The 21,093-nt window shown below is 44.3% G+C and carries 23 protein-coding genes; 13 read left to right on the top strand and 10 right to left on the bottom strand.

All coding sequences use genetic code 11. From position 1 onward, the window contains the following. Nucleotides 1-45: 45 nt before the first annotated feature. A complete protein-coding gene (gene queA / locus BJP34_RS12275) occupies nt 46-1,242 on the bottom strand; it encodes a tRNA preQ1(34) S-adenosylmethionine ribosyltransferase-isomerase QueA (RefSeq protein ID WP_070392591.1) in 1,197 nt (398 codons plus the stop codon). A 139-nt stretch (nt 1,243-1,381) separates the two neighbouring features. Here queA and BJP34_RS12270 point away from each other — a divergent pair, with 139 nt between their 5' ends. Together BJP34_RS12270 and aroA are read left to right on the top strand one after the other, a co-directional pair. Continuing rightward, the gene (locus BJP34_RS12270) at nt 1,382-1,771 is read left to right on the top strand and encodes a hypothetical protein (protein ID WP_008188520.1); all 390 of its coding nucleotides are present in this window, start codon (nt 1,382-1,384) and stop codon (nt 1,769-1,771) included. A 192-nt stretch (nt 1,772-1,963) separates the two neighbouring features. After that, on the top strand, nt 1,964-3,322 hold the full coding sequence (gene aroA, locus BJP34_RS12265) for a 3-phosphoshikimate 1-carboxyvinyltransferase (protein ID WP_070392590.1): 1,359 nt from the start codon (nt 1,964-1,966) through the stop codon (nt 3,320-3,322). A 159-nt stretch (nt 3,323-3,481) separates the two neighbouring features. On the opposite strand, the gene BJP34_RS43035 is transcribed toward aroA, so the two are convergent. The 4 genes from BJP34_RS43035 to BJP34_RS39495 form a co-directional block, all read right to left on the bottom strand. Beyond that, entirely contained in the window at nt 3,482-3,643 is a 162-nt protein-coding gene (locus tag BJP34_RS43035; RefSeq protein ID WP_158517153.1) for a hypothetical protein, read from the bottom strand. 63 nt (nt 3,644-3,706) lie between these two features. After that, nucleotides 3,707-4,858 (bottom strand): DUF1972 domain-containing protein, encoded by a 1,152-nt coding sequence (locus tag BJP34_RS12260; protein ID WP_070392589.1) that lies wholly within the window; start codon nt 4,856-4,858, stop codon nt 3,707-3,709. Between the two features lie 468 nt (nt 4,859-5,326). Next, complete coding sequence (locus BJP34_RS43030; protein ID WP_158517152.1) at nt 5,327-5,476, bottom strand: hypothetical protein; 150 nt, start codon at nt 5,474-5,476, stop codon at nt 5,327-5,329. 1,175 nt (nt 5,477-6,651) lie between these two features. After that, on the bottom strand, nt 6,652-6,855 hold the full coding sequence (locus BJP34_RS39495; protein WP_149030933.1) for a hypothetical protein: 204 nt from the start codon (nt 6,853-6,855) through the stop codon (nt 6,652-6,654). A 276-nt stretch (nt 6,856-7,131) separates the two neighbouring features. Between BJP34_RS39495 and BJP34_RS12255 the strand changes: the two genes are divergently transcribed. From BJP34_RS12255 to BJP34_RS12245, 3 genes are all read left to right on the top strand, one after another. Then, entirely contained in the window at nt 7,132-8,160 is a 1,029-nt protein-coding gene (locus BJP34_RS12255) for a hypothetical protein (protein WP_070392588.1), read from the top strand. Beyond that, nucleotides 8,157-8,441, top strand: a complete 285-nt coding sequence (locus BJP34_RS12250; RefSeq protein WP_070392587.1) for a hypothetical protein — start codon at nt 8,157-8,159, stop codon at nt 8,439-8,441. The genes BJP34_RS12255 and BJP34_RS12250 overlap by 4 nt, the downstream gene beginning before the upstream one ends. Nucleotides 8,442-8,733: 292 nt before the next feature. Further along, on the top strand, nt 8,734-11,076 hold the full coding sequence (locus BJP34_RS12245; protein ID WP_070392586.1) for an alpha/beta fold hydrolase: 2,343 nt from the start codon (nt 8,734-8,736) through the stop codon (nt 11,074-11,076). 293 nt (nt 11,077-11,369) lie between these two features. Here BJP34_RS12245 and BJP34_RS12240 read toward each other — a convergent pair whose 3' ends face one another. Next, nucleotides 11,370-12,572: a glycosyltransferase family 4 protein gene (locus tag BJP34_RS12240; protein ID WP_070392585.1), complete on the bottom strand. Its 1,203-nt coding sequence runs from the start codon at nt 12,570-12,572 to the stop codon at nt 11,370-11,372. 321 nt (nt 12,573-12,893) lie between these two features. On the opposite strand from BJP34_RS12240, the gene BJP34_RS48730 reads away from it, so the two are divergent. The 4 genes from BJP34_RS48730 (at nt 12,894) to BJP34_RS43025 (ending at nt 15,148) form a co-directional block, all read left to right on the top strand. Further along, on the top strand, nt 12,894-13,016 hold the full coding sequence (locus BJP34_RS48730) for a hypothetical protein (protein ID WP_267876546.1): 123 nt from the start codon (nt 12,894-12,896) through the stop codon (nt 13,014-13,016). A 203-nt stretch (nt 13,017-13,219) separates the two neighbouring features. Next, a complete protein-coding gene (locus tag BJP34_RS12235; protein ID WP_070392584.1) occupies nt 13,220-14,404 on the top strand; it encodes an AAA family ATPase in 1,185 nt (394 codons plus the stop codon). Continuing rightward, entirely contained in the window at nt 14,404-14,970 is a 567-nt protein-coding gene (locus BJP34_RS12230) for a DUF4276 family protein (RefSeq protein ID WP_070392583.1), read from the top strand. Before BJP34_RS12235 ends, BJP34_RS12230 begins: the two co-directional genes overlap by 1 nt. 22 nt (nt 14,971-14,992) lie before the next feature. After that, a complete protein-coding gene (locus BJP34_RS43025; protein WP_158517151.1) occupies nt 14,993-15,148 on the top strand; it encodes a hypothetical protein in 156 nt (51 codons plus the stop codon). On the opposite strand, the gene BJP34_RS12225 is transcribed toward BJP34_RS43025, so the two are convergent. From BJP34_RS12225 to BJP34_RS12215, 3 genes are all read right to left on the bottom strand, one after another. Further along, nucleotides 15,103-16,218 (bottom strand): sulfotransferase family protein, encoded by a 1,116-nt coding sequence (locus BJP34_RS12225; RefSeq protein WP_070392582.1) that lies wholly within the window; start codon nt 16,216-16,218, stop codon nt 15,103-15,105. The two genes, BJP34_RS43025 and BJP34_RS12225, sit on opposite strands and share 46 nt — an antisense overlap. 455 nt (nt 16,219-16,673) lie before the next feature. Next, nucleotides 16,674-16,970, bottom strand: coding sequence for a hypothetical protein (locus BJP34_RS12220; RefSeq protein WP_070392581.1), 297 nt, complete (start codon nt 16,968-16,970; stop codon nt 16,674-16,676). Then, complete coding sequence (locus BJP34_RS12215; protein ID WP_070392580.1) at nt 16,970-17,224, bottom strand: hypothetical protein; 255 nt, start codon at nt 17,222-17,224, stop codon at nt 16,970-16,972. Before BJP34_RS12215 ends, BJP34_RS12220 begins: the two co-directional genes overlap by 1 nt. 281 nt (nt 17,225-17,505) lie before the next feature. Between BJP34_RS12215 and BJP34_RS36620 the strand changes: the two genes are divergently transcribed. Then, a complete protein-coding gene (locus BJP34_RS36620; RefSeq protein WP_149030932.1) occupies nt 17,506-17,796 on the top strand; it encodes a hypothetical protein in 291 nt (96 codons plus the stop codon). On the opposite strand, the gene BJP34_RS12205 is transcribed toward BJP34_RS36620, so the two are convergent. Next, nucleotides 17,759-19,159 (bottom strand): hypothetical protein, encoded by a 1,401-nt coding sequence (locus BJP34_RS12205; RefSeq protein WP_149030931.1) that lies wholly within the window; start codon nt 19,157-19,159, stop codon nt 17,759-17,761. The genes BJP34_RS36620 and BJP34_RS12205 overlap by 38 nt on opposite strands. Before the next feature lie 343 nt (nt 19,160-19,502). Between BJP34_RS12205 and BJP34_RS45990 the strand changes: the two genes are divergently transcribed. Genes BJP34_RS45990 through BJP34_RS12200 form a run of 3 tightly spaced genes read left to right on the top strand, consistent with a single transcriptional unit; the run spans nt 19,503 to nt 21,025 of the window. Then, nucleotides 19,503-19,775 carry a hypothetical protein gene (locus tag BJP34_RS45990; RefSeq protein ID WP_193431320.1) on the top strand — a complete coding sequence of 91 codons (273 nt, stop codon included), beginning with the start codon at nt 19,503-19,505 and terminating at the stop codon, nt 19,773-19,775. A gap of 2 nt (nt 19,776-19,777) precedes the next feature. Next, nucleotides 19,778-19,906, top strand: a complete 129-nt coding sequence (locus BJP34_RS48725; RefSeq protein WP_267876545.1) for a hypothetical protein — start codon at nt 19,778-19,780, stop codon at nt 19,904-19,906. A 3-nt stretch (nt 19,907-19,909) separates the two neighbouring features. Then, the gene (locus BJP34_RS12200) at nt 19,910-21,025 is read left to right on the top strand and encodes a glycosyltransferase (RefSeq protein ID WP_070392577.1); all 1,116 of its coding nucleotides are present in this window, start codon (nt 19,910-19,912) and stop codon (nt 21,023-21,025) included. Nucleotides 21,026-21,093 lie beyond the last annotated feature (68 nt).

Genomic DNA, 21,093 nt, shown 5'->3' with positions numbered 1-21,093 from the left:
AACCAGGTACACAGGATTTTTTCCCTACTCCCTACTCCCTATTCCCTATTCCCTGTTCCCTATTCCCTGTTCCCTGGGGACATCTCTAGCTTCTGGCAAAATTAACATTGCATCACCAAAGGAATAAAAGCGATAACTAAGAGCGATCGCATCCTGGTACAAGGTCAGTAACCTTTCCCTCCCTACCATGGCGCTAACTAACATTAATAAACTCGACCGAGGTAAGTGGAAATTGGTAATCAATCCCTCCACTACCTGCCATTGATAGCCTGGGTAGATAAATAAGTTAGTCTTACCACAATAGGGTTGTAATTCCCCATTCACAACGGCTCCCTCTAAAGCACGGACTACCGTTGTGCCTACAGCAATCACTCGACCTCCGGTTGCTCTAGTTTCCTGAATTTGCTCCACAGTTGATTGGGGGACTTCTAGCCACTCTCCGTGCATGTCGTGCTCGGTAATATCCTCCACTTCTACAGGTCGAAATGTACCAACCCCCACGTGTAGGGTGATATACCCTAGCCGAATTCCTCGTTGGCGGCAGTTTTCCATCAGCTGATTGGTGAAATGGAGTCCAGCGGTGGGAGCAGCAACAGCACCATTCTTTTGAGCATAAATGGTCTGATACTGGTCTGGGGTAGCTTGAGAGTCTTGGATATAGGGGGGTAGAGGAACCTGGCCATACAACTCCAACAGGGTTTCCCAGGATACTCCCTCTGGAAAATCAAACTGCAATATCCGCCCACTGGTCGCTTCATCTGTTGCCAGAACAGTTGCTTTAAGAGGAGGTAGGGGGGTAGTTAGGTGTTTTGATACGGTACTATCGTTGAGCCCAAGGTCGGATGAGGGAGTAAACCAAATCTCTGCTCCTGGCTTAAGACGCCTACCTGGTTTGACTAAAGCTAGCCAACTCTGGTGTTGTCCCTCCTGTAGTTCTTGATGTGGTCGCTCTTCTAACAACAAAATCTCCACAGGCACACCAGTTGATTTACGCCCATAGAGTCGAGCGGGGATAACCCTGGTGTTATTGAGGATCAATAGGTCACCCGGTTGCAATAGCTCAGGTAATTCCCTAAAGATGTGGTGGCTATGGTGAGTTGGTGAATCTACCACCAGCAGTTTTGAACCATCCCTCTCGCTCAAGGGTGTTTGGGCAATTTGCTCTTGGGGTAGTTCATAGTCATAGCTTGAGACTAATTGGTCGATTTGGTGCTTGGATGTCTGTTTGTCAATCCCTGTCATGCTGTTATTTCTAAATTGGGGAATATCCCCTATCTAAGATCGGGGGTATATCCCCTGTCCGTGAGCAATCCTGGCTTGCGAAAATAAAGATATAGCATAGGATATCAAGCCTCAGTTGGTTACTAACTAACTCCTCTCTATGGATTACCTTTACTTTTTAGCTAATGCCAGTCTAACTCTGCGAGTCGTTGAGTATCTAAAAGACTCGCCCCAGCTACCTATCAAATTTGCCACGGTGATTCATCGGATTGATGGCTGGGTGGTTAAGGTTAAGATGGACACACCCTTAACCGCTCAACAACATGGAGACTTTCGGGCTTATATGAACGAGTTGGGGATTCCCTACAGCCCAGACATTCGTGTGCAAATGGCTCTGTGGAGTCTGGAAACCGGACAGTCACCGGTAGAGGTCATGCGTCGCTACCAAGTTGCTGTGGTTTCTCATGGTAGTCCAAACCAGAGCGACATAGAAGCTTTTTGCGAACAATTTACCATGGGGTTGGGATATTGTCCAGAAACCTTGGCTTGAGCAACGGTGATTGCTTCTGGGCAGCAACTTCATGTAGGGTGGGCAGTGGATCAGACAGATTCACAAGCTGGGCTTTGCACGTTGCTAGGCACTGCCCACCGTAGGATTAACCACAACGGTGCCAGATCTCAGTAATACCTAGAATTTTGATAAAATCGGTGATCATTCAGCACGGTAATGTCACCTAAGTCTATGTCCTTGCCAGCCAATCTAGTCACCCTAACTACCACCGAAAATCAACAGACGTTAACCATAAATCCCCCAACATCTGGTCTATCTTTGCAGGGAGTTATAAGGATACCAGGGGATAAATCGATTTCCCATCGAGCCTTAATGTTGGGAGCGATCGCGTCAGGAAAAACTACCATTAAAGGGTTACTTTTGGGAGAAGACCCCCAAAGCACTGCTAGCTGCTTTCGTGCTTTGGGCGCAGATATCTCGGAACTTAATACTGAACAAGTGATTGTTAAGGGTATAGGACTAGGGAAACTGCAAGAACCGGTTGATGTCTTAAATGCAGGTAACTCGGGTACTACCCTACGTCTGATGCTGGGACTACTCGCTTCTGCTGCTGACCGATTTTTTACTGTAACCGGTGACAAGTCTTTGCGATCGCGTCCGATGTCCCGTGTGGTGAAACCCCTACAACAAATGGGAGCAAGCATCTGGGGGCGTGAAGGTGCAACGCTCGCTCCCCTGGCCATTAAAGGCTCGGTTCTTAAACCAATTCACTACCACTCTCCCATCGCCTCAGCTCAAGTAAAATCCTGTATTCTCCTCGCTGGTTTAATGACCGAAGGACAAACAACTGTCACTGAACCAGCCCTCTCCCGTGACCACAGCGAACGGATGCTCAAAGCCTTTGGCGCTCAAATTATTACTGACCCAAAAACCAATAGTGTTACCGTCACAGGACCGGCTCAGTTGCAAGGGCAAACCGTAATTGTTCCTGGTGATATTAGCTCAGCTGCCTTTTGGTTAGTAGCCGGAGCTATTGTACCGGGTTCAGAACTGATTGTGGAAAATGTCGGTGTCAACCCTACCCGTACAGGTATTTTAGAAGCCCTATCCATGATGGGGGCTGATATTGAGCTGTTAAATCAGCGAGTAGTGGCTGGGGAGCCGGTGGCAGATTTGCGGGTACGTCACAGTAACCTAAAAGGATGCACCATTGCGGGTGACTTGATTCCCCGCCTGATTGATGAAGTGCCGATTCTAGCAGTAGCAGCAGTCTTTGCCCAAGGAACTACTATCATTCGGGATGCAGCAGAACTGCGAGTCAAGGAAAGCGATCGCTTAGCCGTGATGGCATCCCAGTTGAACCAGATGGGAGCTCAGGTCACTGAATTGCCCGATGGTCTAGAGATTATCGGTGGTACTCCCTTAACCGGTACAGACGTGGATAGTCATACTGACCACCGCATTGCCATGAGTTTAGCGATCGCATCCCTCAATTCCCAAGGTACAACTACCATTCACGGTGCTGAAGCGGCTGCCATCTCCTATCCAAATTTCACTACCACCTTGCAAGAGGTAATTCAGGCTTGTTGATTGTAAGTATTGAGCTATCAGCGAACAGCGATTAGCGCTACGCGCACGCTACTTGAGGTGCTATCAGCTATCAGCTGTCAGCTGTCAGCTTTTGAATAAAAGTAGCGTGGCCACGCTACGGGAATGGCCAAGGGCTTTTACCCAGACTTTCAATTCTCATTAATCTTGAACTATTAAATTCTCTCTAAAGAGGTTTATTTTAAGGTGACGGCTGACCGCTGACCGCTGTTCGCTGACCGCTGACCGCTGACTGCTGACCGCTGACCGCTCACAATAAATAAAGTAATGGATAAAGGTTTCTAACATTACCCCTTTACCCATTACTCGTTACCCTCTAACCCCAATTTTTCCCCAATCAGCAACTAGCCCAACTTATGGAGGCTATCACTTTATGTCAGGGATTGGAGAACTGAACAAACCTACTTTATGTAGCTGCTTGGCTTTAGATAGGAACAACCTTTCGTAGGCTTTAATATCCTTATCCTGAGCAAATTCCTCATAGTAGCGCTTTTTGCTCGCTAGTTTCATTTTTTGCAGTTCATCACCATCATTTAGCAGTATCTCCAGTTTCTCCTCCAATTCTGCTTCATTTTTGAAATAGTGAGCACCAGGTCCTGCAACCCAACGATTGAAGCGATTATTGTTTGCCAGAACCGGTTGACCAGCGCTGAGGGCTTCTACTAAAGAAGGATTAGTGCCACCAACTTGATGTCCATGAATATAGAGTCGTGCGTGGAATCTCAAGGCATTAACCACTGACTTATTATAGATAGCACCAGGAAAGATCACTTCATCACTGGCTGCTTCTAAAACTTGTTTGTGATAGGGTAACTGATCAGGTAAATAGCGACCAAGCACCACCAATTTAAGACCCCGAGGTCGCCTGGAAAAGCCAGAAACAATCTCTAGAATCGAGTTTTCTGGTTCAGGTCTGGCAATCACCAAAGCATACTCCTTCGGAACCAGATTATAGGGGGTTAAAAGTTGTGAGTCGGCATTAACAACTTTCTCGGTTCCATAAGGAATCACCGTGATTTTATCAGAAGCTACTTTTCGGGTCAATAAATGACTTTTGATTGCTGGGTGATCAGCAATTAAACTGTTAGCTAACCAACACCCAGCCCATTCATTGAGATATAACCAAATTTTTTCAGGAAGCCTCCATTTACTGCGTTTCCATTCCAGACCATCCATATTCATAAAATTGGTAATCCCTTTGAGGCGATACCAAATACTGAAGATAGCTGTGTTATAGCCAAGGGTAAGCACGATTCCCTTTTGCTTGAGGGCATGTAATGTAGATTTCCAATCAAAAATTATCGACCCCAGTGCGTTGCCATAGGGAACCGGTATATGAACCAGACGAATACCATTCCAGTATTCTTCATACATCTGATTTTTGTGCTCTTCCTGACAATAGACTGTAACTTCCCATCCCTGAGATACAAGATATTTTGACAGCCGTTCCGCGAAAGTTTCAAATCCACCATATTGGGCGGGAATGCCACGGATACCAAGAATTGATAGTTTCAACATTTTAGATGCCCGAGTCTAATAGTGTACAAAGGCCACAATTTGCCTTCCCAATTCACAAGTTACTTAGACTAACTGAGTTTAATCACGAAAATGCACCGAACAGCCGATAAAAAACGGCTATCAAAGCGATGCAGCGCCGACCTGCGGGGGTTTCCACCATGAGCGACTGCATTAAGACAGGTAGATAAACCCGATAATTTTTCTGTCTACCTTGAGCTGCTTTATTAATCAAGTAGATTTCTAGGATAAGGCTAGGCCATGATTTGTCAAAACTCTTTTAGTTTGGCGCAGTTTGACAATGGACTATCACCTGCCATCACTGAGATGGTATTTATCAACAAACCCTTAAAACCATTAAGTATAATACGTTCCGGGACTAGGTTAATGTCAGACTTGATTTTATTGTAATACTGCTGGAACGCACTACCACCGAGCAGAGGGGATGTGACACGCTTCACGCTGTGTCCCCTACACATTTAGGATTTGTGTGATAAATAGTCTCTGAACTTTAGGCGGTCGTTGAAGCGGTTGTGCCAACTTGTCAAAAGTGCCATAATCTGTTAGCATGTCAGGATTTTTGATGACGAATAACTTGACCATAGATGCAATAATCACCATTAGTTTTCCAAACGGTTTAACGATGGCTTTGCTATTTAATCAACCTTTCACACAGTATCTTAAAATCCCTGTCAAAAGTCAAGATTTTAAAAAAAGTTAATGTTCTAAACAGCGGTCAATCAATTGTAAATAAACTGCTACATCTTGTAGTATCTACCCTTCAATCAACTCAACGATGATCGACGTGGAACTGAGCGAGTTCATGGACAAACCTCCAACAATTAAATTGAGCTGAAGCAACATCTGATTAGTGATCAGACTTTAGTGATCAGACTTGGGTAACACGTTAATCAGACTTTGTGAAAAACTTGTGAACTCATCTATCGAGTAGGGGAAACACTTAGCTATTTTAAGGGAATAAACTACCTAGTGACGTAGATTTGATGATTAAAGTTCCAGGATTTATAGGAGTTACGAAATTTAGTTGGTTTTGGCTGGCTAACCCACTAAATATGGTGGGTAGTACTCAAAAAATATACTAAGTTTGGTGGAGCAATCGGGGCAATGGGTAAGTCCTGATTGATCAAAAAAATCTAAAAAAAAATCTCAAACAGCGCGCTGAGTTGGCTTACAGTAAATCGTTTTACCCTGTCTTGATGCAGTCGCTCATGGTTTGAATTTACCGTAAGACAGTTGAGCCTTGTCTTGATGCAGTCGCTCATGGGGGAAACCCCCAAGACCGCGCAAATCACGCTAATCAATAAGTTTTACCCCTTTTCTGCATAGCCTACCAACCATAAAGGCTCAACGTAATCAGGTTTGGTCTCCGGGGAAACCACGCCAGTTGCTCATGGGGGGAACCCCCAAGACCGCACTGGCTCCCCAAGACCGCGCTGCATCGCTGTTTTCAGGGTAAGTATTGAATAAATCATTGAAAAAAAGCTATAGTAGCGAAATTTTGTTAGATTAACTAACGTTTGCTTTTAAATATGAGCAATCATGGCTCCTGCAAGTAATGGCTCCCGCAATTAACCCAAGCTCGGTCAGGAACTATCCTTAGCAGTGATTAACCTACCATCCCAATCGGTTATTAAATGTCCTACTGATGCGTTCCCGTAGCGTCACCTTTCCGGCTTTGCCCGACGCTGCGCGAACGGTCAATCGCGAAGCGGTTCCAAAGAAACATCGCATTATTCATGGGCCAGTTGGCTCAACAAGAGGTAGACTACCGCAGGCTACATACTTCCCATGGCTTTCATTCCAAGATGATGGAACCGATCGCGTAGCGTGGCCCAAAGGCCAATCTTGGACTCTTTGAGATCATTAAATCTTAGAGGTTGAAAAGCCCTGGGCAACAGCGGCGGGGATGATCTCAAAGGGAACAGCAGATCACCGGAGTAGGGAGTAGGGAGTAGGCAACAGGGAACAAAAATTATCACAATTCCGAGGATCCCTATAAAACAACTAACAGACTTGAGTCTGTGGTGTATAATTGAGGTATTTTAAAGTTATCAATTTAAGTTGAGTTATGGTTTGAGATCGGATTTATGAAATTTTACCCAAGCAATTTTTAAAATTTCCGGATATAACTATAACTTAATAAGCATTCAAAATATAGTCTATAAATAAATAGCTTGAAAAAAAAAAAAATCAATTACGATACAATTTCAACTATAACCTAATTCATCAATAGCTCTTATATAAGTAAACAAGTCATGGATTTTACAAACGGTTTTAAGCGAATTGATCAAGACCTACAGGAACTAGGAAGGCGTTTGTCAAAGGTAGATCTAGCTGGGGTAGACTTAGATGAGATTCAAAGCAAATTGGAAAGTATTGCCGAAACGGAAAAAAAACTCAAAGACTATCTAGCAGAAGTCTCACAGTTAAAGTCAGAATCAAAGGAGATAATAAAGGAGCTCACCCAAGCCCAGAAAAGTTTTGAGCAGCGTTTTACGGAATTGACCAAGAGCCATGAGCGAGAACAGCAAAATTTTGAGTACTTCAAGTCAGAATCAAAGGAGATAATAAAGGGAATCACCCAAGCCCATAAAACCTTTGAGCAGCGTTTCACAGAACTGACCAAGAGCAATGAGCGAAAACAGGAAAGTTTTGAGCAGCGTTTTACTGAGCTTATAGAGAATAATCACCTCCAAGTTGAAAACCTGAAGTCAGAACTAGTGAACGCTAAAAATCAATTAAACGCCCATAGTGAACAGCTGCAAAATCTTAATTATTCTATTTCAAATCAGATCATAAAGTGGATCACCCAAGCCCAGCAAATTTTTGATAAGGGTTTCACTGAGATTAGAGAGAATAATCACCTCCAAGTTGAAAACCTGAAGTCAGAACTATTGAATGCCCAAAATCAATTAAACGCCCATGGTGCTCAGCTCCAAAATCTTCATTATTCTATATCAAATGAGATCACAAAGGGGATTACCCAAGCACATAAAACCTTTGATCAGCGTTTGACGGAACTGACCAAGAGCCATGAGGGAGAACAGCAAAATATTGAGCAGCGTTTGACGGAACTGACTAATATAAATGAGGGAGAACGGGAAAATTTTGAGGACTTAAAGTCAGACTTAAATGCCATAATAAAGGGCATCATAAAAGCCCAGGAAAATTTTGAGCAGCGTTTCACAGAACTGAATAAAAACTATGAACAAAAGCATCAATATTTTGAGCAGCGTCTGACTGAGTTAGATCTAATAGTTAGCTGCAATTTGAAAAAAAAATGAAATCAGAAATTTTGAAAGCCGAAACTCGATTAAACGTCTATGGTTATCAGATCGAAAAGTTTCAGGATTATATGACTAGTATCGAAACTAATTTTGCTGATATTAGAAATGATTTTCGTAGTTTACCCAATCAAATACAAACTTTAGTTGATCCAGGAGTAGTTCAAAGTCAACAAAAAACTATTAAAAAACTTAACAAACAAATCAGGATGATATGGTCTACTATGATAGGCATATTGATTTTATGCTTGTTTATTGCCACTTGGGCTGGGTTTAAGTAGCATCCTGAAGATATAGCGTCAGCTGTCAGCTGAAAATAAACCTCGTTAGCGTAGCATGGGCATCCCACAAACGGTTGAATTTAAGAGTTCGAGATTACGCTGTCGCGCATTTAAACCACCTTTGATTAAATCAGACTAAGTCTTGAAGAAATCCTTAAAAAAAGCTAAACCAGTTAAGTTGAATAACTAAAATTTATTATAATAGTAAACGTTTGCTGTGAAATATGGCAATCATGCCTAAGCACTTAATGGCTAAGCAAGTAACCCAATCAGCAACAGGGAAATCAGGGATGTGTTAGAACCGAGTACTCGCCAACCCAAACAACTACCAAAACAATTACCCAAACAACTATTCATAAATGGCCAACAGCCCAAGCTTCAGCCGGTGGCATTTATGTTTCCAGGACAGGGAGCACAATATGTCAATATGGGGCTGGAACTAACCCATGAAATATCAACATTTCGTGTACTGATTGATCGATGCTCAGAACTCCTCAAACCTCATCTGGGCATTGACCTGCGCCATGTACTCTACCCAAAGCAGGAACAGACTAATCAGGCCACAGAGCAACTGAAACAGACTAGTATTACCCAGCCAGCCCTGTTTGTGATCGAGTACGCCCTAGCTCAGTTATGGATGTCGTGGGGAGTCCGTCCCCAAGCGATGATCGGTCACAGTATTGGTGAATATGTGGCAGCCTGTGTAGCTGGGGTCTTCTCCTTAGAGGATGCATTATCTCTGGTTGCCCTTCGAGGGCAGATGATGCAACAACTGCCTGCTGGCTCGATGCTTGCTGTTCCTTTACCGGAAGAGGAGGTGCAATCCCTGCTGGGTCAGGAACTATCCTTAGCAGTGATTAACGGGCCATCCCAATCGGTGATTTCTGGTCCTACTGATGCGATCGCATTATTACAAAATCAATTAGATCAACAAGGGCTAGAGTACCGCAGGCTACATACCTCCCATGGCTTTCATTCCAAGATGATGGAACCGATCTTGGACTCCTTGACCAACCAGGTAAAACAGGTTAGTCTCAAGCCTCCACAAATTCCCTACTTATCGAATGTTACTGGCACTTGGATTACAGCGGAGCAAGCAGTCAATCCCAGCTATTGGGCACAGCATCTGCGGCAAACTGTGCGATTTTCTCAAGGTGTGCAACAGTTGTTGAAACAACCAGAGACCATCCTGCTAGAAGTAGGGCCTGGGCGAACCTTGAGCACATTAACTAAACGACACTCTCAGAAAGCGGTTGAGCAGCTGGTGCTAACGTCGGTACGTCATCCACGACAGGAGCAATCCGATCTAACCTTCTTGCTCACTACCGTAGAACAGCTCAGGGAAGCAGGGGTACAAGTAAATTGGGAGCGATGCAGCGCGGTCTTGGGGGTTTCCCCCATGAGCGACTGCATCAAGAATGGATGCCATAGTCAGACACCTGACCAGCAAGACATCCCAAGGCACAAGGGCCAAGAAGATGATGCCCAAAAAGACAACAGTACTCTGCTAGCCCCTGACCAACCTCAGCCAGAGTCATCCAAAACCTTTGTTGCTCCCCGAGATGACTTAGAAGGTCAACTGACCAAGATTTGGCAAAACGTCTTAGGAATCAAATCTATCAGTGTTACAGATAACTTCTATGACCTAGGAGGAGACTCTCTCCTAGCCGTGCGCCTCTTTGCTGAGATTGAGAAGGTTTTCCATAAAAAACTGCCCTTAGCTTCTCTGCTGATGGCTCCAACTGTAGCCCAATTAGCAAACCAGCTGCGCCAAGACCAAGGAGCAGCACCTTGGTCCTCAGTAGTACCGATTCAGCCCAATGGTTCCAAACCGCCTCTATTTTGTATTCATGGAGCCGGTGGTAACATTCTTAGCTTTCGAGATTTGGCACGTTATTTGGGTTCAGAGCAACCGTTTTATGGACTCCAATCATTGGGTCTCGATGGCAAACAGACTCCCCTGAGCACAGTTGAAGATATGGCTCGCTGCTACCTCAAGGAAATACGTACTATTCAGCCCAAGGGTCCCTATTTTCTGTCAGGATACTGCTTTGGAGGTAAGATTGCTCTGGAGATTGCTCAGCTGCTCCGCTTAGACGGTGAGACAGTCGCTGTGCTAGCTCTGCTGGAACCTAGCCCTGTTAACTTCTCCACAAATGAAAACCAACCTCCCTATCAACGTAGCTATAGTGACCGATTAAAGGGACTGTTTGAGCGATTGATTCATAGAGGTTTTCAAGACGTACTCAAGCAGCAATTCCTAAAGGTTGTTTCTAAATTATATCAGTTTCTTGGGATTTCCTTACCGCAATCTCTCCAAATCATCAAAGTCCAAGAAGCTAACACCTTCGCGTCAAAAAATTATGTGGCCAAACGCTACTATCCAAACCCAGTCACAATGTTCTTGACCAGTGAGCGGATTGCCCAATCTCCAGAACTCCAAAAAGGCTGGATAGCGTTAGTTACTGGAAACCTGGAAATCCAGGAAATCTCTGGTAAGCACTTAGATGACCAACCAGGGAGTTTTCTCAAAGACCCCCATGTAGAGCTACTAGCTGAAAAAATTAAGGCTTGTATATACCAAAGGGAACAGGGAACAGGGAACAGGGAACAGGGAACAGGGAACAGGGAGTAGGGAAAAGGGAAAAAAAATTCTCACAATTCATTTAGGATTGGTATAGATCAGGTAATTGTCAGGTAATTGTTAATTTAAACCTAAGCATTAATCTAAGCATTCAGCGGTCAGCTGTCAGCCATCAGCCATTGGCCAAGCTGCGCGAACAGCTTTATTCAAAAGCACCTCAAGTAGCACCATCTATAGTGCATAAGCTGAGAGCTGAGAGCTGAGAGCTGATAGCTGATAGCTGATAGCTGATAGCTGATAGCTGATAGCTGATAGCTGACAGCTGATAGCTGATAGCTGATAGCTTAAGAATTAATAACTTCCTGATATAGATTCAACATTTGTTCACCGATTATTTCCCATGACCAATTCTCTGAGACTATCACTCGTCCTTTTAGTCCCATAGATATGCGTTTTTCTCCATTAATTGCTAACTGCAACAGTGCTTGATCTAAATCATTGATCACTTGGGATAGGTTATCCACAGGCACTTTAATTCCCCAGTCTTCTTGAACCATCAACGACGGTCCGCCAATATCGAGACAAACCACAGGTCTACCAGACGCCATTGCTTCCAACACCACCGTCGGCCAATGATCATGGAAGCTCGGATGCATTAACACGTCCACCTCTGCCATCCGTTGTAGCACCTGATCACGAGAAAGCTTTCCCCAAAAACGTACAGCATCACCGCATCCAAGGTCTTTAGCTAATTTCTCTAGCCTCTCCTTTTCAGGACCATCACCAATCAGCCAGTATTCACTAGTGGGGTGTTCACGATGGAACTGGGCAAAGGCACGGATGCCCAATGCAAACCCTTTCCAACCCAAAAATCTCCCGATACTGACCACTCGAAAGGGTTCGTCTTGGCGCTGGTGCAGTTGACCTAATCTCTCAATATCCTTTTGATTAAGACCAAAGGGAGGAAAAGCCTTAACTGGTAAATTGTCTGACCATTGGCTCGCTTCCCGAGATAGAATTAATTGAGCGCGAGAAGCGACAGACCACTGGGTAAAGCGACCTAGGGCATTCATCGACACCATCCGAATCCGTTCCATCATGGCCGATTGCAGGGATAATGTCTTCAAGAGTACCGAAGGAATTTTATCTTTAGCGCCACCATTCCAAATGAATGGTACATCTAGCCAGCCTATCCATGTTGGCAACCAGGAATTTTGATAGGTAACATGGTGAACCAAATCAAAGCCAATTTCCCCCTGGAGTTTTTTGGCCACAAAAAATGCTCTAATCTGCCAGGCGATATAGTACAAATAATGGGACAATCCTGAATTACGAGACCCTTCAGACATTGCTACAAAGATAAAAGTAACATTGTCTAAAGGTGAATTAGCCAATTCCTGTTCAATCTGAGATTGATCAGTTGTGTTAGTGAGCACCCAACACTTATGGCTATGATCCTTAGCTATTTGTTTTACGACATTCCAACCTATACCATATTCAGACCCTCTTACTGGGGAACAGCCATAAGCAGAAATCAGGATATTCATAATCTTTTTCCCTGATTAATTCAGCTGATAATTAGTTATATTTTAACAGACTTAGGCGTCTTACTAGGGAGCATGTTACCCTTGTAATTAGGTAAATTGATCCCCTCCGATTACAGGATAGACGATTCTGAAGCACCATAGATAGGACTTACGAAGTTAGTTCGTTTTGCCCCCCTGCCCCCCAATTTTGGGGGGTAATGATGTCAAAGTCCCCCATAATTGGGGGATTTAGGGGGCTTTGCGTAAGTCGTGATAGACATATCCAAGGGTAGGTTAGTGCTCACGAAAAAGACCTAGCCTTGATAACCTGATTGGGCTGTAATGGCTGTATGGCAGACTTGGGAACAGTCAGCGGAGATTAATCTAGGGGTGGTGGCGGCGGAGTTGAAGCAAGTGGATCGCAATTTGGTAGAAATTGATGCCACGATCGAGGGGGTTTTGTGATTAGTTGGGGATGGATGGGTGCATGTCAGTTTTGTTAATCCCTGATTCAGATCCCCCATTATCCCCCTTAATAAGGGGGACTTTTCAATCTAATTCCCCCCTTTTTTAAGGGGGGTTAGGGGGGATCTATGTACCTAATTACAAATTTGACATGCTCCCGGGATGGATGCTCCTTAAATGTTTGTTTAGGTAAATCATAGACTATGAAAATCCTTACCATAAAAATTAAAAACTATCGTGTATTTGAAAACCTGGAAATAAAAAATATTCCCGCCTTTTTTGTTGTAGTTGGTGCAAACGGTACTGGAAAATCAACCCTATTTGACATATTTGGTTTTATCCACGATGCCCTCACAAATAATATTCGTCAAGCTCTCCAAGTCCGTGGCGGTTTCAATGAAGTTATCACCCGAGGTAAAGAGCAAGAAGATATCGAAATAGAACTTCAGTTCCGTATGAAAATTCTAGATACTGAGCGCCTGGTTACCTATATTTTGATCATTGGACAGGAGAAGAGACGACCGTTCATAAAACGAGAAATTATGCGTTATAAACGTGGTAAATACGGTAAACCTTATCATTTCCTAAAATTTAAAAAAGGAAAAGGATACGCTATCACTAACGAAGAAAACTTTGACCAACCTGACACAAAACTGCAACGGGAAGAACAACAACTTGAATCCAGCGACATTTTAGCCATAAAAGGCTTAGGACAATTCCAACGCTTCAAAGCCGCCAGTGCCTTTCGTTCCCTGATCGAAAACTGGCATGTTTCCGACTTTCATATCAGTGAAGCTAGAGGCAGCAAAGACGCACTCTATGCCGAACACCTCTCCCCCACAGGGAACAATATGGCAGTAGTAGCCCAATACATCTATCAAGAACATCCCGAAATATTCGAGGAAATTCTCCAGCGAATGCAAGAGCGAGTCCCCGGCATTTCCAAAGTAGAAGCCAAAAATACTGAAGACGGCAGACTAATCCTAAAATTTCAAGATCAAGCCTTTAAAGACCCCTTTATCGATCGCTATGTTTCCGATGGCACCATGAAAATGTTTGCCTATTTAATATTGCTCTTCGATCCTAAGCCTCACCCCCTGCTCTGTGTCGAAGAACCCGAAAACCAACTTTACCCCAGCCTTTTACATGAACTCGCCGAAGAATTTGCCAGTTATGCCCATCGTGGTGGCCAGGTCTTTGTCTCTACCCACTCCCCTGACTTTTTAAATGCCGTTCCCCTGGAGAGCATCTTTTGGCTGACCAAAGAACATGGGATCACCAAATGCTCAAGGGCTAAAGATGATCCAACCCTTGTCAATTTAGTCCAAGCTGGAGACTTACCCGGTTATCTCTGGAGTCAAGGCTGGTTTCAAGGAGTTGCCCCCTAATGAGTTATGACCTGATTTTTCTGCTAGAAGAACGCTCCATGGAAAACGTTTTAGATCAACTCCTACCGAAAATTATCCCCAATGAAATCACCTATAGTTGTATTACCCACCAAGGCAAACAGGACTTATGGAAATCTATTCCCAATAAAATTAAAACCTTTCAATATTATAGTCCTGACACTAGATTCATTATCGTCCATGACCAAGACTCCCATGATTGCCAAACACTCAAATCCGAACTATTAGAAATTTGTCAAACTGCCGGAAAAGACAATAATGTGATGATTCGGATCGTCTGCCATGAATTAGAATCCTGGTTCTTAGGAGACTTAGCCGCAGTCGAAAAAGCCTATAACATGAAACCTAATAAGCTCAGTAAAAAACAAAGTAAACAGAAATACCGTAACCCCGATCAGCTTAACTCTGCCAAACAAGAGCTTAAAGGTTTAGTTAAGGAATACTATCCAGGAACCCATTCTAAAAAAATTGCACCCCATTTATCTTTAACTGACAATACATCCCACAGTTTTCAAGTCTTTATTAAAGGTATTAAACATCTCCTATAAGTATCACCATGACCAAATCCGGTTGGGTGCATCTCCTAAAAGCTGTTTGACACTCCCTGCTCCCTGCTCCCTGCTCCCTGCTCCCTGCTCCCTGCTCCCTAAAACCCAAGACCTTAATAGCAGACCTACCATCTACAAGCGTCTGCGAATCGCTTCTACAATGTTTCGGGTTCGGTGAAGATTCATTAACAAGGCTAGGGTCAATTTTACCGGTAAAAATGCCCAACTGAATGCTAACATCAAGGGGTTGGGCTGCATCGAAGCATAGGAGTAACCATGGTTGAGCATGTTAGTATAGGTTACTTGCTGGCAAATATGAATCTCTGTCACAGAGAGTCCCCCACGCCGCCATTTTCCCGTGGTATTGGGGTCAATCCCCCGACGTTTTGGTGTGATTTGCTTATGGGATGAGACACCGCCCTCATTTTGAGGAACATCCAACATTTGTGATTGGAACTCCAGACCTAGAAACTGGCAAATTTCTGCCACGGTCTGCTCTGGATTTGTTACCAAATCTTCAAATCTCACCGTACGACATCGCGGATGATTGGCAAATTTTTCAGCAGCGTTAATCGAGGCATTCCAAAGTTTTGAGATGGTAAAGGGATGATAATTGCACCAAGACCGGAAGGCTTCTCGATAGGGAATATTCTTGGCACCCAGGAATTTGATTCGCCACTTATATTTTTGTGACAGCAGTACGTCTCGGGGGTCACGAACCATATTAATAATCCTGCTTTCGGGATAAAGTTCGAGGATTTCAGCTATGTATAAGACATTGCGCGGAGTTTGTTCACAAGGAATCTTCTTACCGTTTTTGGCAGCTTTGTATCCCAGAAATACCTTAAAGACATCCCCAGAGGTTAGCCTTTGCTCCGGAAACTGGGCAATAATTGCTTTGGCTTCTTCACTAAAGTCACTGGGATCCCCTGGACGCAAAACATCACTATGCTGAATTGATAGGAGGCGAGCGGCTAGCTGTTCTGCTTCTGCCTGAGTTAGGTAAGAGTCCCGATGCTCCTCAGACCATAACTGCCCAAAAAAATGGAGTTCCTCAAAGGTGAAAACCTCTGAATTTAATCCCAAGATTAGACCCATCAGAGTAGTACCACTACGGGAGTTTCCCACTACAAATATCTGTTCCACTCTCGGTTGATGATCAATCATGATGGGCTGATGGGGTAATAGGGTGATAGGGTGATGGGGGAATTGGTAACAAGTAACAGTATGATATAAGCTAAAACGCATTTAAAATTGGTTTTAGTAAGGCAAGAGGCAACAGGCAACAGGCAACAGGCAACAGGCAACAGGCAAAAGAGGACTGGGATATATCTTTTTTAGTTGATTTGACTAATATACAGTTTAAATGCACAACAGCTTAGCAATTCTCAGCAACGTTTGAGCGACATGGCTCTACCTTTTAAGGCAAAAGGAATCCCCCCTAACCCCCTCACAGGGGTAGGTTTTTTACATTTGGGTCGGGAATCGGGAAGTTAGAATTTAGAATTTAGAATTTAGAATTTAGAATTGGGAATCGGGAATCGGGAATCGGGAATCGGGAATCGGGAAAACTGATCTGACTCCCTATCTCCCTATCTCCCTATCTCCCCATCTCCCCATCTCCCCACACTCCTATCTCCCCACACTCCCTATCTCCCCATCTCCCCATCTCCCCGCGCCCCCGCCCCACACTCCCCATCTTGTTAATCTGGGGAACACAGGAAATTCTGGAGTTTTTCAGGCATTTCCTCAAAATTCTCTAGAAGGAAGTCCATGATCGCCAGATGATACAAATCGATGGGCATGGGAGAGCGATAGTTGTGACCTCTGGCAAACCAGCGCTGTACTGTGGCATCGCTACGAGAGCAAATACAGGCTATGACCTCGTAGGTGACTAACCATTTGCCATAAAACTGTTGTGGTGTCATCCCAATTTGGCAGTTACTGTAACGCTGGATTAAGGCTCGGTCTTTTTCGGTTAGAGGACGGGGCTTTTTCATCAGGCGTCCTCTATTGCTAGAGTTTCTAAGTCTTCTTGCCAGGCCAGTAAGCTTATGGCTGGTTGAGTCCAAAAGTCTAGCGCTAACCAAATGAAGTGGCAAATCCGCCACTGACAGCCATGTTGGGTATAGGGATAGAAGGGGTCTATGACTATACCCCAGTCCATAGTCAGTGTGGAACACAGCCTAGAAGCCTGTGCCACAGTTTGTTGGTAGGGGTGACCCTCACCATCAGGGTGAATTGCTTTTACCATGGGATTATCTCCTTGTCTAATGGAGGAGCCAGAAGCCAGCGTTCGCCTTCCAGAGTTTGCGCTGGCTTCTTCCTATCTCCTATCTCCTTATTTTTAATATAACACAAAACACTGAAATAGTGCAAAAATGTTAAAAACATTAAAAAACTAATTTGGGAGGGTAACGTCAGGGTTGTTTGGTTGTTCGCCTTTGCCGTCCCTTTTAAGGTGCAGGGCTGTTTCATTCTCAGCCCTAAAATTCCTGGGTGAGGGGCTCAAAAATTATTTTTTCTAAATAGATAATGAAACCCCAAGGCGGATTTCTAATAACACAAAAAAATGCTTGTCTTTCTTTTATACTGTTCCCTATTCCCTATTCCCTGTTCCCTATTCCCTCTTGCCTTTTGCCTTTTGCCTCTTGCCTCTTGCCTCTTGCCTCTTGCCTCTTGCCTCTTGCCTCTTGCCTCTTGCCTCTTGCCTCTTGCCTTTTGCCTTTTGCCTCTTGCCTCTTGCCTCTTGCCTCTTGCTTTTTGCCTTTTGCCTACTCCCTATTCCCTACTCCCTATTCTCTTGTTGAGCAGACCAGGAATTAACTACCAATCCCGCCAGTAACCAAAAATAAAAACTAAAGGGTCGCAATTTAAATGTCCGTTCCACAAAGGTGTAAAAGAAAGAAACAATAATTATAGTACAAAGCATCACCCCAAGGGATTTGTATTCCAGGGATGAAGAGGATTTAATCAGAGATTGAGAGGTTTGGTAAAGCCGTAGCAAGATTAGCCAAAAAATTCCCAAACCAACAATTCCAAAATATCCCAAGAAGGCAAACCAGTAGGCATCTTCTAGGAGTTCCACATGCCAGGATAAATGCCGTTGTTCATCTGGGGAGAGAATCACGGAATTTTCTATTCCTCGTTGTAAGGCTCCAGGCTCTGGACCAAAGCCAAACCAGCCTCCTGAATTCATTAAACCATTAACAATAGTCTTGGCTGCCCAACCCCGCTGAGCTTCTAAGTTGTGTTGCCAGTAATCTGGAGAAAAAATCGAGAAGAAATAGGAAGTAAGATCAGGTATTTCACCGTCTTCAGAGACTGAAGCGGCTGATGTTTGAAGATTGAGTAATGGAGAAATTAATACTACAGTTATCAAAATTGCTGTAGAAAACCAGAGGATGAGGGCAGTATCTCTTTTTCTATTCAGATGAACTAAGACTAGAATAGGAATTAGTAGCGATATCATCAGTCCAGCTCGCTTTTTGGAAGCAAAGTTGGCGAAATATAGCACTAAAATACTAGCGGAGTCTTTAAAGGTAGGAATAAGATGACTAGAGTTGGTGTAGACATGGCTAATAAATACTGAAATTGCTAACATCAGGAATCCTGAGAGGATGGCACTGTCGCCAAAGGTGCCAATGCTGGCATTTTTGGCAGCCATTGTGCCAGAGTGGATGACTTGCCTGGTGAATAGTTTCTGACTGATGCTGGCGGGTAAGAAGTATTGGATTGAGGCTATACCTGCCTGGATTAAACTGGCTAGTCTAATACTTTTTAATAATAGGGAAAGCTGTTCGATAGAAATGTCAATATTAACAACAGTATAGTAAACTGAGATATACCGAAAATTAGTACGTAAGTTTTTAATGCTCCCTGCAATTCCAGCATGATTAACCACAATGGAAATCATGCTACCAATGAAAAAGGCAATAATTAGGATATCAAGGGGAGTTTTTCGTATACCTTTACCAGAGGATAGCCGCAGGTAAATTACCCTTACCATTAGGATATAAAGGATAATTTCGGGAACAAAACGTATTAATGCGATTAACGGTGAGGGTAAGGGTAGCCAGTTGAGAACAAAGTCTTCAAAGGGTTGGTAGATGGTGAGGGTTAAAATTATGGCAAATGGTAGCTGCCCTGTTTGCATCGCCCATCGATACCAGGCAATTATTTTGTTCATTGTTGGAAGTAGGGAGTAGGGAGTAGGGATTTTAAAGTTGAAAGTTGAAAGTAGGGAGTTGAAAGTAGGGAGTAGGAATTTGAAAGTTGAAAGTTGAAAGTTGAAAGTAGGGAGTAGGAATTTGAAAGTTGGGAGTTAGGAGTTAGGAGTTAGGAGTTGTTATTTGGAAGTTAAAAGTTTTATAAATGCCTGTGCGTTTATGGCTTTATTCAGTGGTATTATATCTAGGTTGGGAATTCTGCTAACATCTATAGGGTAACTAAATGAATTAATTGTGAACATTTTTGTTCGCGACTCCCGAGTCCCGACTGGGTGCATCTCATTGTCTTGATGCAAAGCGCGAGTGGGGGAAACCACGGCAGTCGCTCATGGGGGAGACCACGGCAGTCGCTCATGGGGGGAACCCCCAAGACCGCGCTGCCTTCCCAAGACCGCGCTGCCTCCCCAAGACCGCGCTGCATCGCTTTTGCTGATTGACCTGGTGGGTGGAATGGGCATCTTGCCCGTTACAATTTTCGGACGGGCTATCCTAACACTGGCGGTAGAGCGGAAAATTAGGGCTAGCCCTTGGGTGGTGCGTTACGGGCAGCAACCTAACACTGGCGCTCGGTGTTGAAAATGACGGCAAGCCCGCCCCTAACGCACCCTACGCACCCTACGCACTCCCGATTCCCGATTCCCGATTCCCGATTCCCGATTCCCGACTCCCGATTCCCGACTCCCTGTTCCCTGTTTCCGGTGCTATAAACTATGTCTGTTGCTTTAATTGCTCATTATCTTGGTCCTCGCTTAGGAATTGGGCAGTATCTCAATCGATTACTACCACCTCTAGTTGAGGAACTGATCAGCCGAGGCACTAAGGTGAAAATCTTGGCTTCTCCGAATGCGTTTGAGAATACTCCTACCCTACAGGAGTTGGCAGATAGTGTTAATATCCTACCACCGCTGGATTACTCCCCAGCGAAGCGATATGGTTGGGTGGCTACTCGCTTTAATGGGTATTGTGCTCAAGCAGGAGTAGAGGCTCTAGTGTGGCTATCTAACCCGATTGTTCTGCCGTGGCATCCACCTACTATTGCAGTGCTTCATGATGTCAATGAATGGAAAGCGGCTAATAAGTATGGCGATCGCATAAAAACGGCTTTGCGATCGCTAATTTACCTGGATGCCTCGATTCGTTTTGCCCAGCAGATTATCGTGGTCAGCAAAGCTACGGAGAATGACCTGCTACACTTTCGCCCTAACCCAAGGCTTCGACAAAAGCTGAAAACTATTCCCAATGGAGTAGACTCAGCCCTAGCTAAGTTACCGACCGTCTCAATTCCTGCTCCCACTGGACCATTCTTGTTATCCGTAGGTCGGATCGACCCAGCAGCTAAGCGTTTACCGGAAGCTGTGGCATTAACCACTCAACTCAGAGAGCTTAGTGGTGAACCTTGGGAATTACATTTAGTGGGAGGGATGAATACTTCCACCCAAGCTAGCGGTGAAGCGTTCCTCAAGTCAATTGAGAGCTTGCCTTGGGTTCAGTATCATGGCCACATAAGCGATCGCATTCTGGCTCAATGGTATCGAGAGGCAACAGCGGTAGTGTTTCTGTCTGACCGGGAGGGATTTGGACTACCGATTGCCGAAGCCGCATCATTTGGTCGTTTCGTCGTCGTCTCTCAAGGGAATCAAGCCGGTTTGGAAGCAGGGGGATCTGCCATCATCACTGTTGATCCTGATCAGCCTAGGGAGGCAGCCGAGAAGGTCATGGGTGGTTTAAAAGAAAAACAATTAGCTGAAATCAGTAGTAATTTGCCCAAGTGGGAAACAGCAGCGATCGCTTATGCTGATGCGATTAATCAACTCAATAGGGAGTAGGGAGTAGGAAATAGGGGTGCGATTCGTTATTCCCTGTTCCCTTATAAACCTTAATTAACGTCAATAAA

The organism is Moorena producens PAL-8-15-08-1 (assembly GCF_001767235.1).
Classification (GTDB): Bacteria; Cyanobacteriota; Cyanobacteriia; order Cyanobacteriales; family Coleofasciculaceae; genus Moorena; species Moorena producens_A.
The sequence above is the reverse complement of the archived record's forward strand: the minus strand, read 5'-3'. Positions and strand labels throughout refer to the sequence as shown.

Excerpts from the sequence above, each read along its gene's own strand:
- queA (WP_070392591.1), bottom strand. The coding sequence starts at position 1,242 with ATGACAGGGATTGACAAACAGACATCCAAGCACCAAATCGACCAATTA.
- BJP34_RS12270 (WP_008188520.1), top strand. The coding sequence starts at position 1,382 with ATGGATTACCTTTACTTTTTAGCTAATGCCAGTCTAACTCTGCGAGTC.
- aroA (WP_070392590.1), top strand. The coding sequence starts at position 1,964 with ATGTCCTTGCCAGCCAATCTAGTCACCCTAACTACCACCGAAAATCAA.
- BJP34_RS43035 (WP_158517153.1), bottom strand. The coding sequence starts at position 3,643 with ATGGGTAAAGGGGTAATGTTAGAAACCTTTATCCATTACTTTATTTAT.
- BJP34_RS12260 (WP_070392589.1), bottom strand. The coding sequence starts at position 4,858 with ATGTTGAAACTATCAATTCTTGGTATCCGTGGCATTCCCGCCCAATAT.
- BJP34_RS43030 (WP_158517152.1), bottom strand. The coding sequence starts at position 5,476 with ATGGTGATTATTGCATCTATGGTCAAGTTATTCGTCATCAAAAATCCT.
- BJP34_RS12255 (WP_070392588.1), top strand. The coding sequence starts at position 7,132 with ATGGATTTTACAAACGGTTTTAAGCGAATTGATCAAGACCTACAGGAA.
- BJP34_RS12250 (WP_070392587.1), top strand. The coding sequence starts at position 8,157 with ATGAAATCAGAAATTTTGAAAGCCGAAACTCGATTAAACGTCTATGGT.
- BJP34_RS12240 (WP_070392585.1), bottom strand. The coding sequence starts at position 12,572 with ATGAATATCCTGATTTCTGCTTATGGCTGTTCCCCAGTAAGAGGGTCT.
- BJP34_RS48730 (WP_267876546.1), top strand. The coding sequence starts at position 12,894 with ATGGCTGTATGGCAGACTTGGGAACAGTCAGCGGAGATTAATCTAGGG.
- BJP34_RS12235 (WP_070392584.1), top strand. The coding sequence starts at position 13,220 with ATGAAAATCCTTACCATAAAAATTAAAAACTATCGTGTATTTGAAAAC.
- BJP34_RS12230 (WP_070392583.1), top strand. The coding sequence starts at position 14,404 with ATGAGTTATGACCTGATTTTTCTGCTAGAAGAACGCTCCATGGAAAAC.
- BJP34_RS12225 (WP_070392582.1), bottom strand. The coding sequence starts at position 16,218 with ATGCGTTTTAGCTTATATCATACTGTTACTTGTTACCAATTCCCCCAT.
- BJP34_RS12220 (WP_070392581.1), bottom strand. The coding sequence starts at position 16,970 with ATGAAAAAGCCCCGTCCTCTAACCGAAAAAGACCGAGCCTTAATCCAG.
- BJP34_RS12215 (WP_070392580.1), bottom strand. The coding sequence starts at position 17,224 with ATGGTAAAAGCAATTCACCCTGATGGTGAGGGTCACCCCTACCAACAA.
- BJP34_RS36620 (WP_149030932.1), top strand. The coding sequence starts at position 17,506 with ATGAAACCCCAAGGCGGATTTCTAATAACACAAAAAAATGCTTGTCTT.
- BJP34_RS12205 (WP_149030931.1), bottom strand. The coding sequence starts at position 19,159 with ATGAACAAAATAATTGCCTGGTATCGATGGGCGATGCAAACAGGGCAG.
- BJP34_RS48725 (WP_267876545.1), top strand. The coding sequence starts at position 19,778 with ATGACGGCAAGCCCGCCCCTAACGCACCCTACGCACCCTACGCACTCC.
- BJP34_RS12200 (WP_070392577.1), top strand. The coding sequence starts at position 19,910 with ATGTCTGTTGCTTTAATTGCTCATTATCTTGGTCCTCGCTTAGGAATT.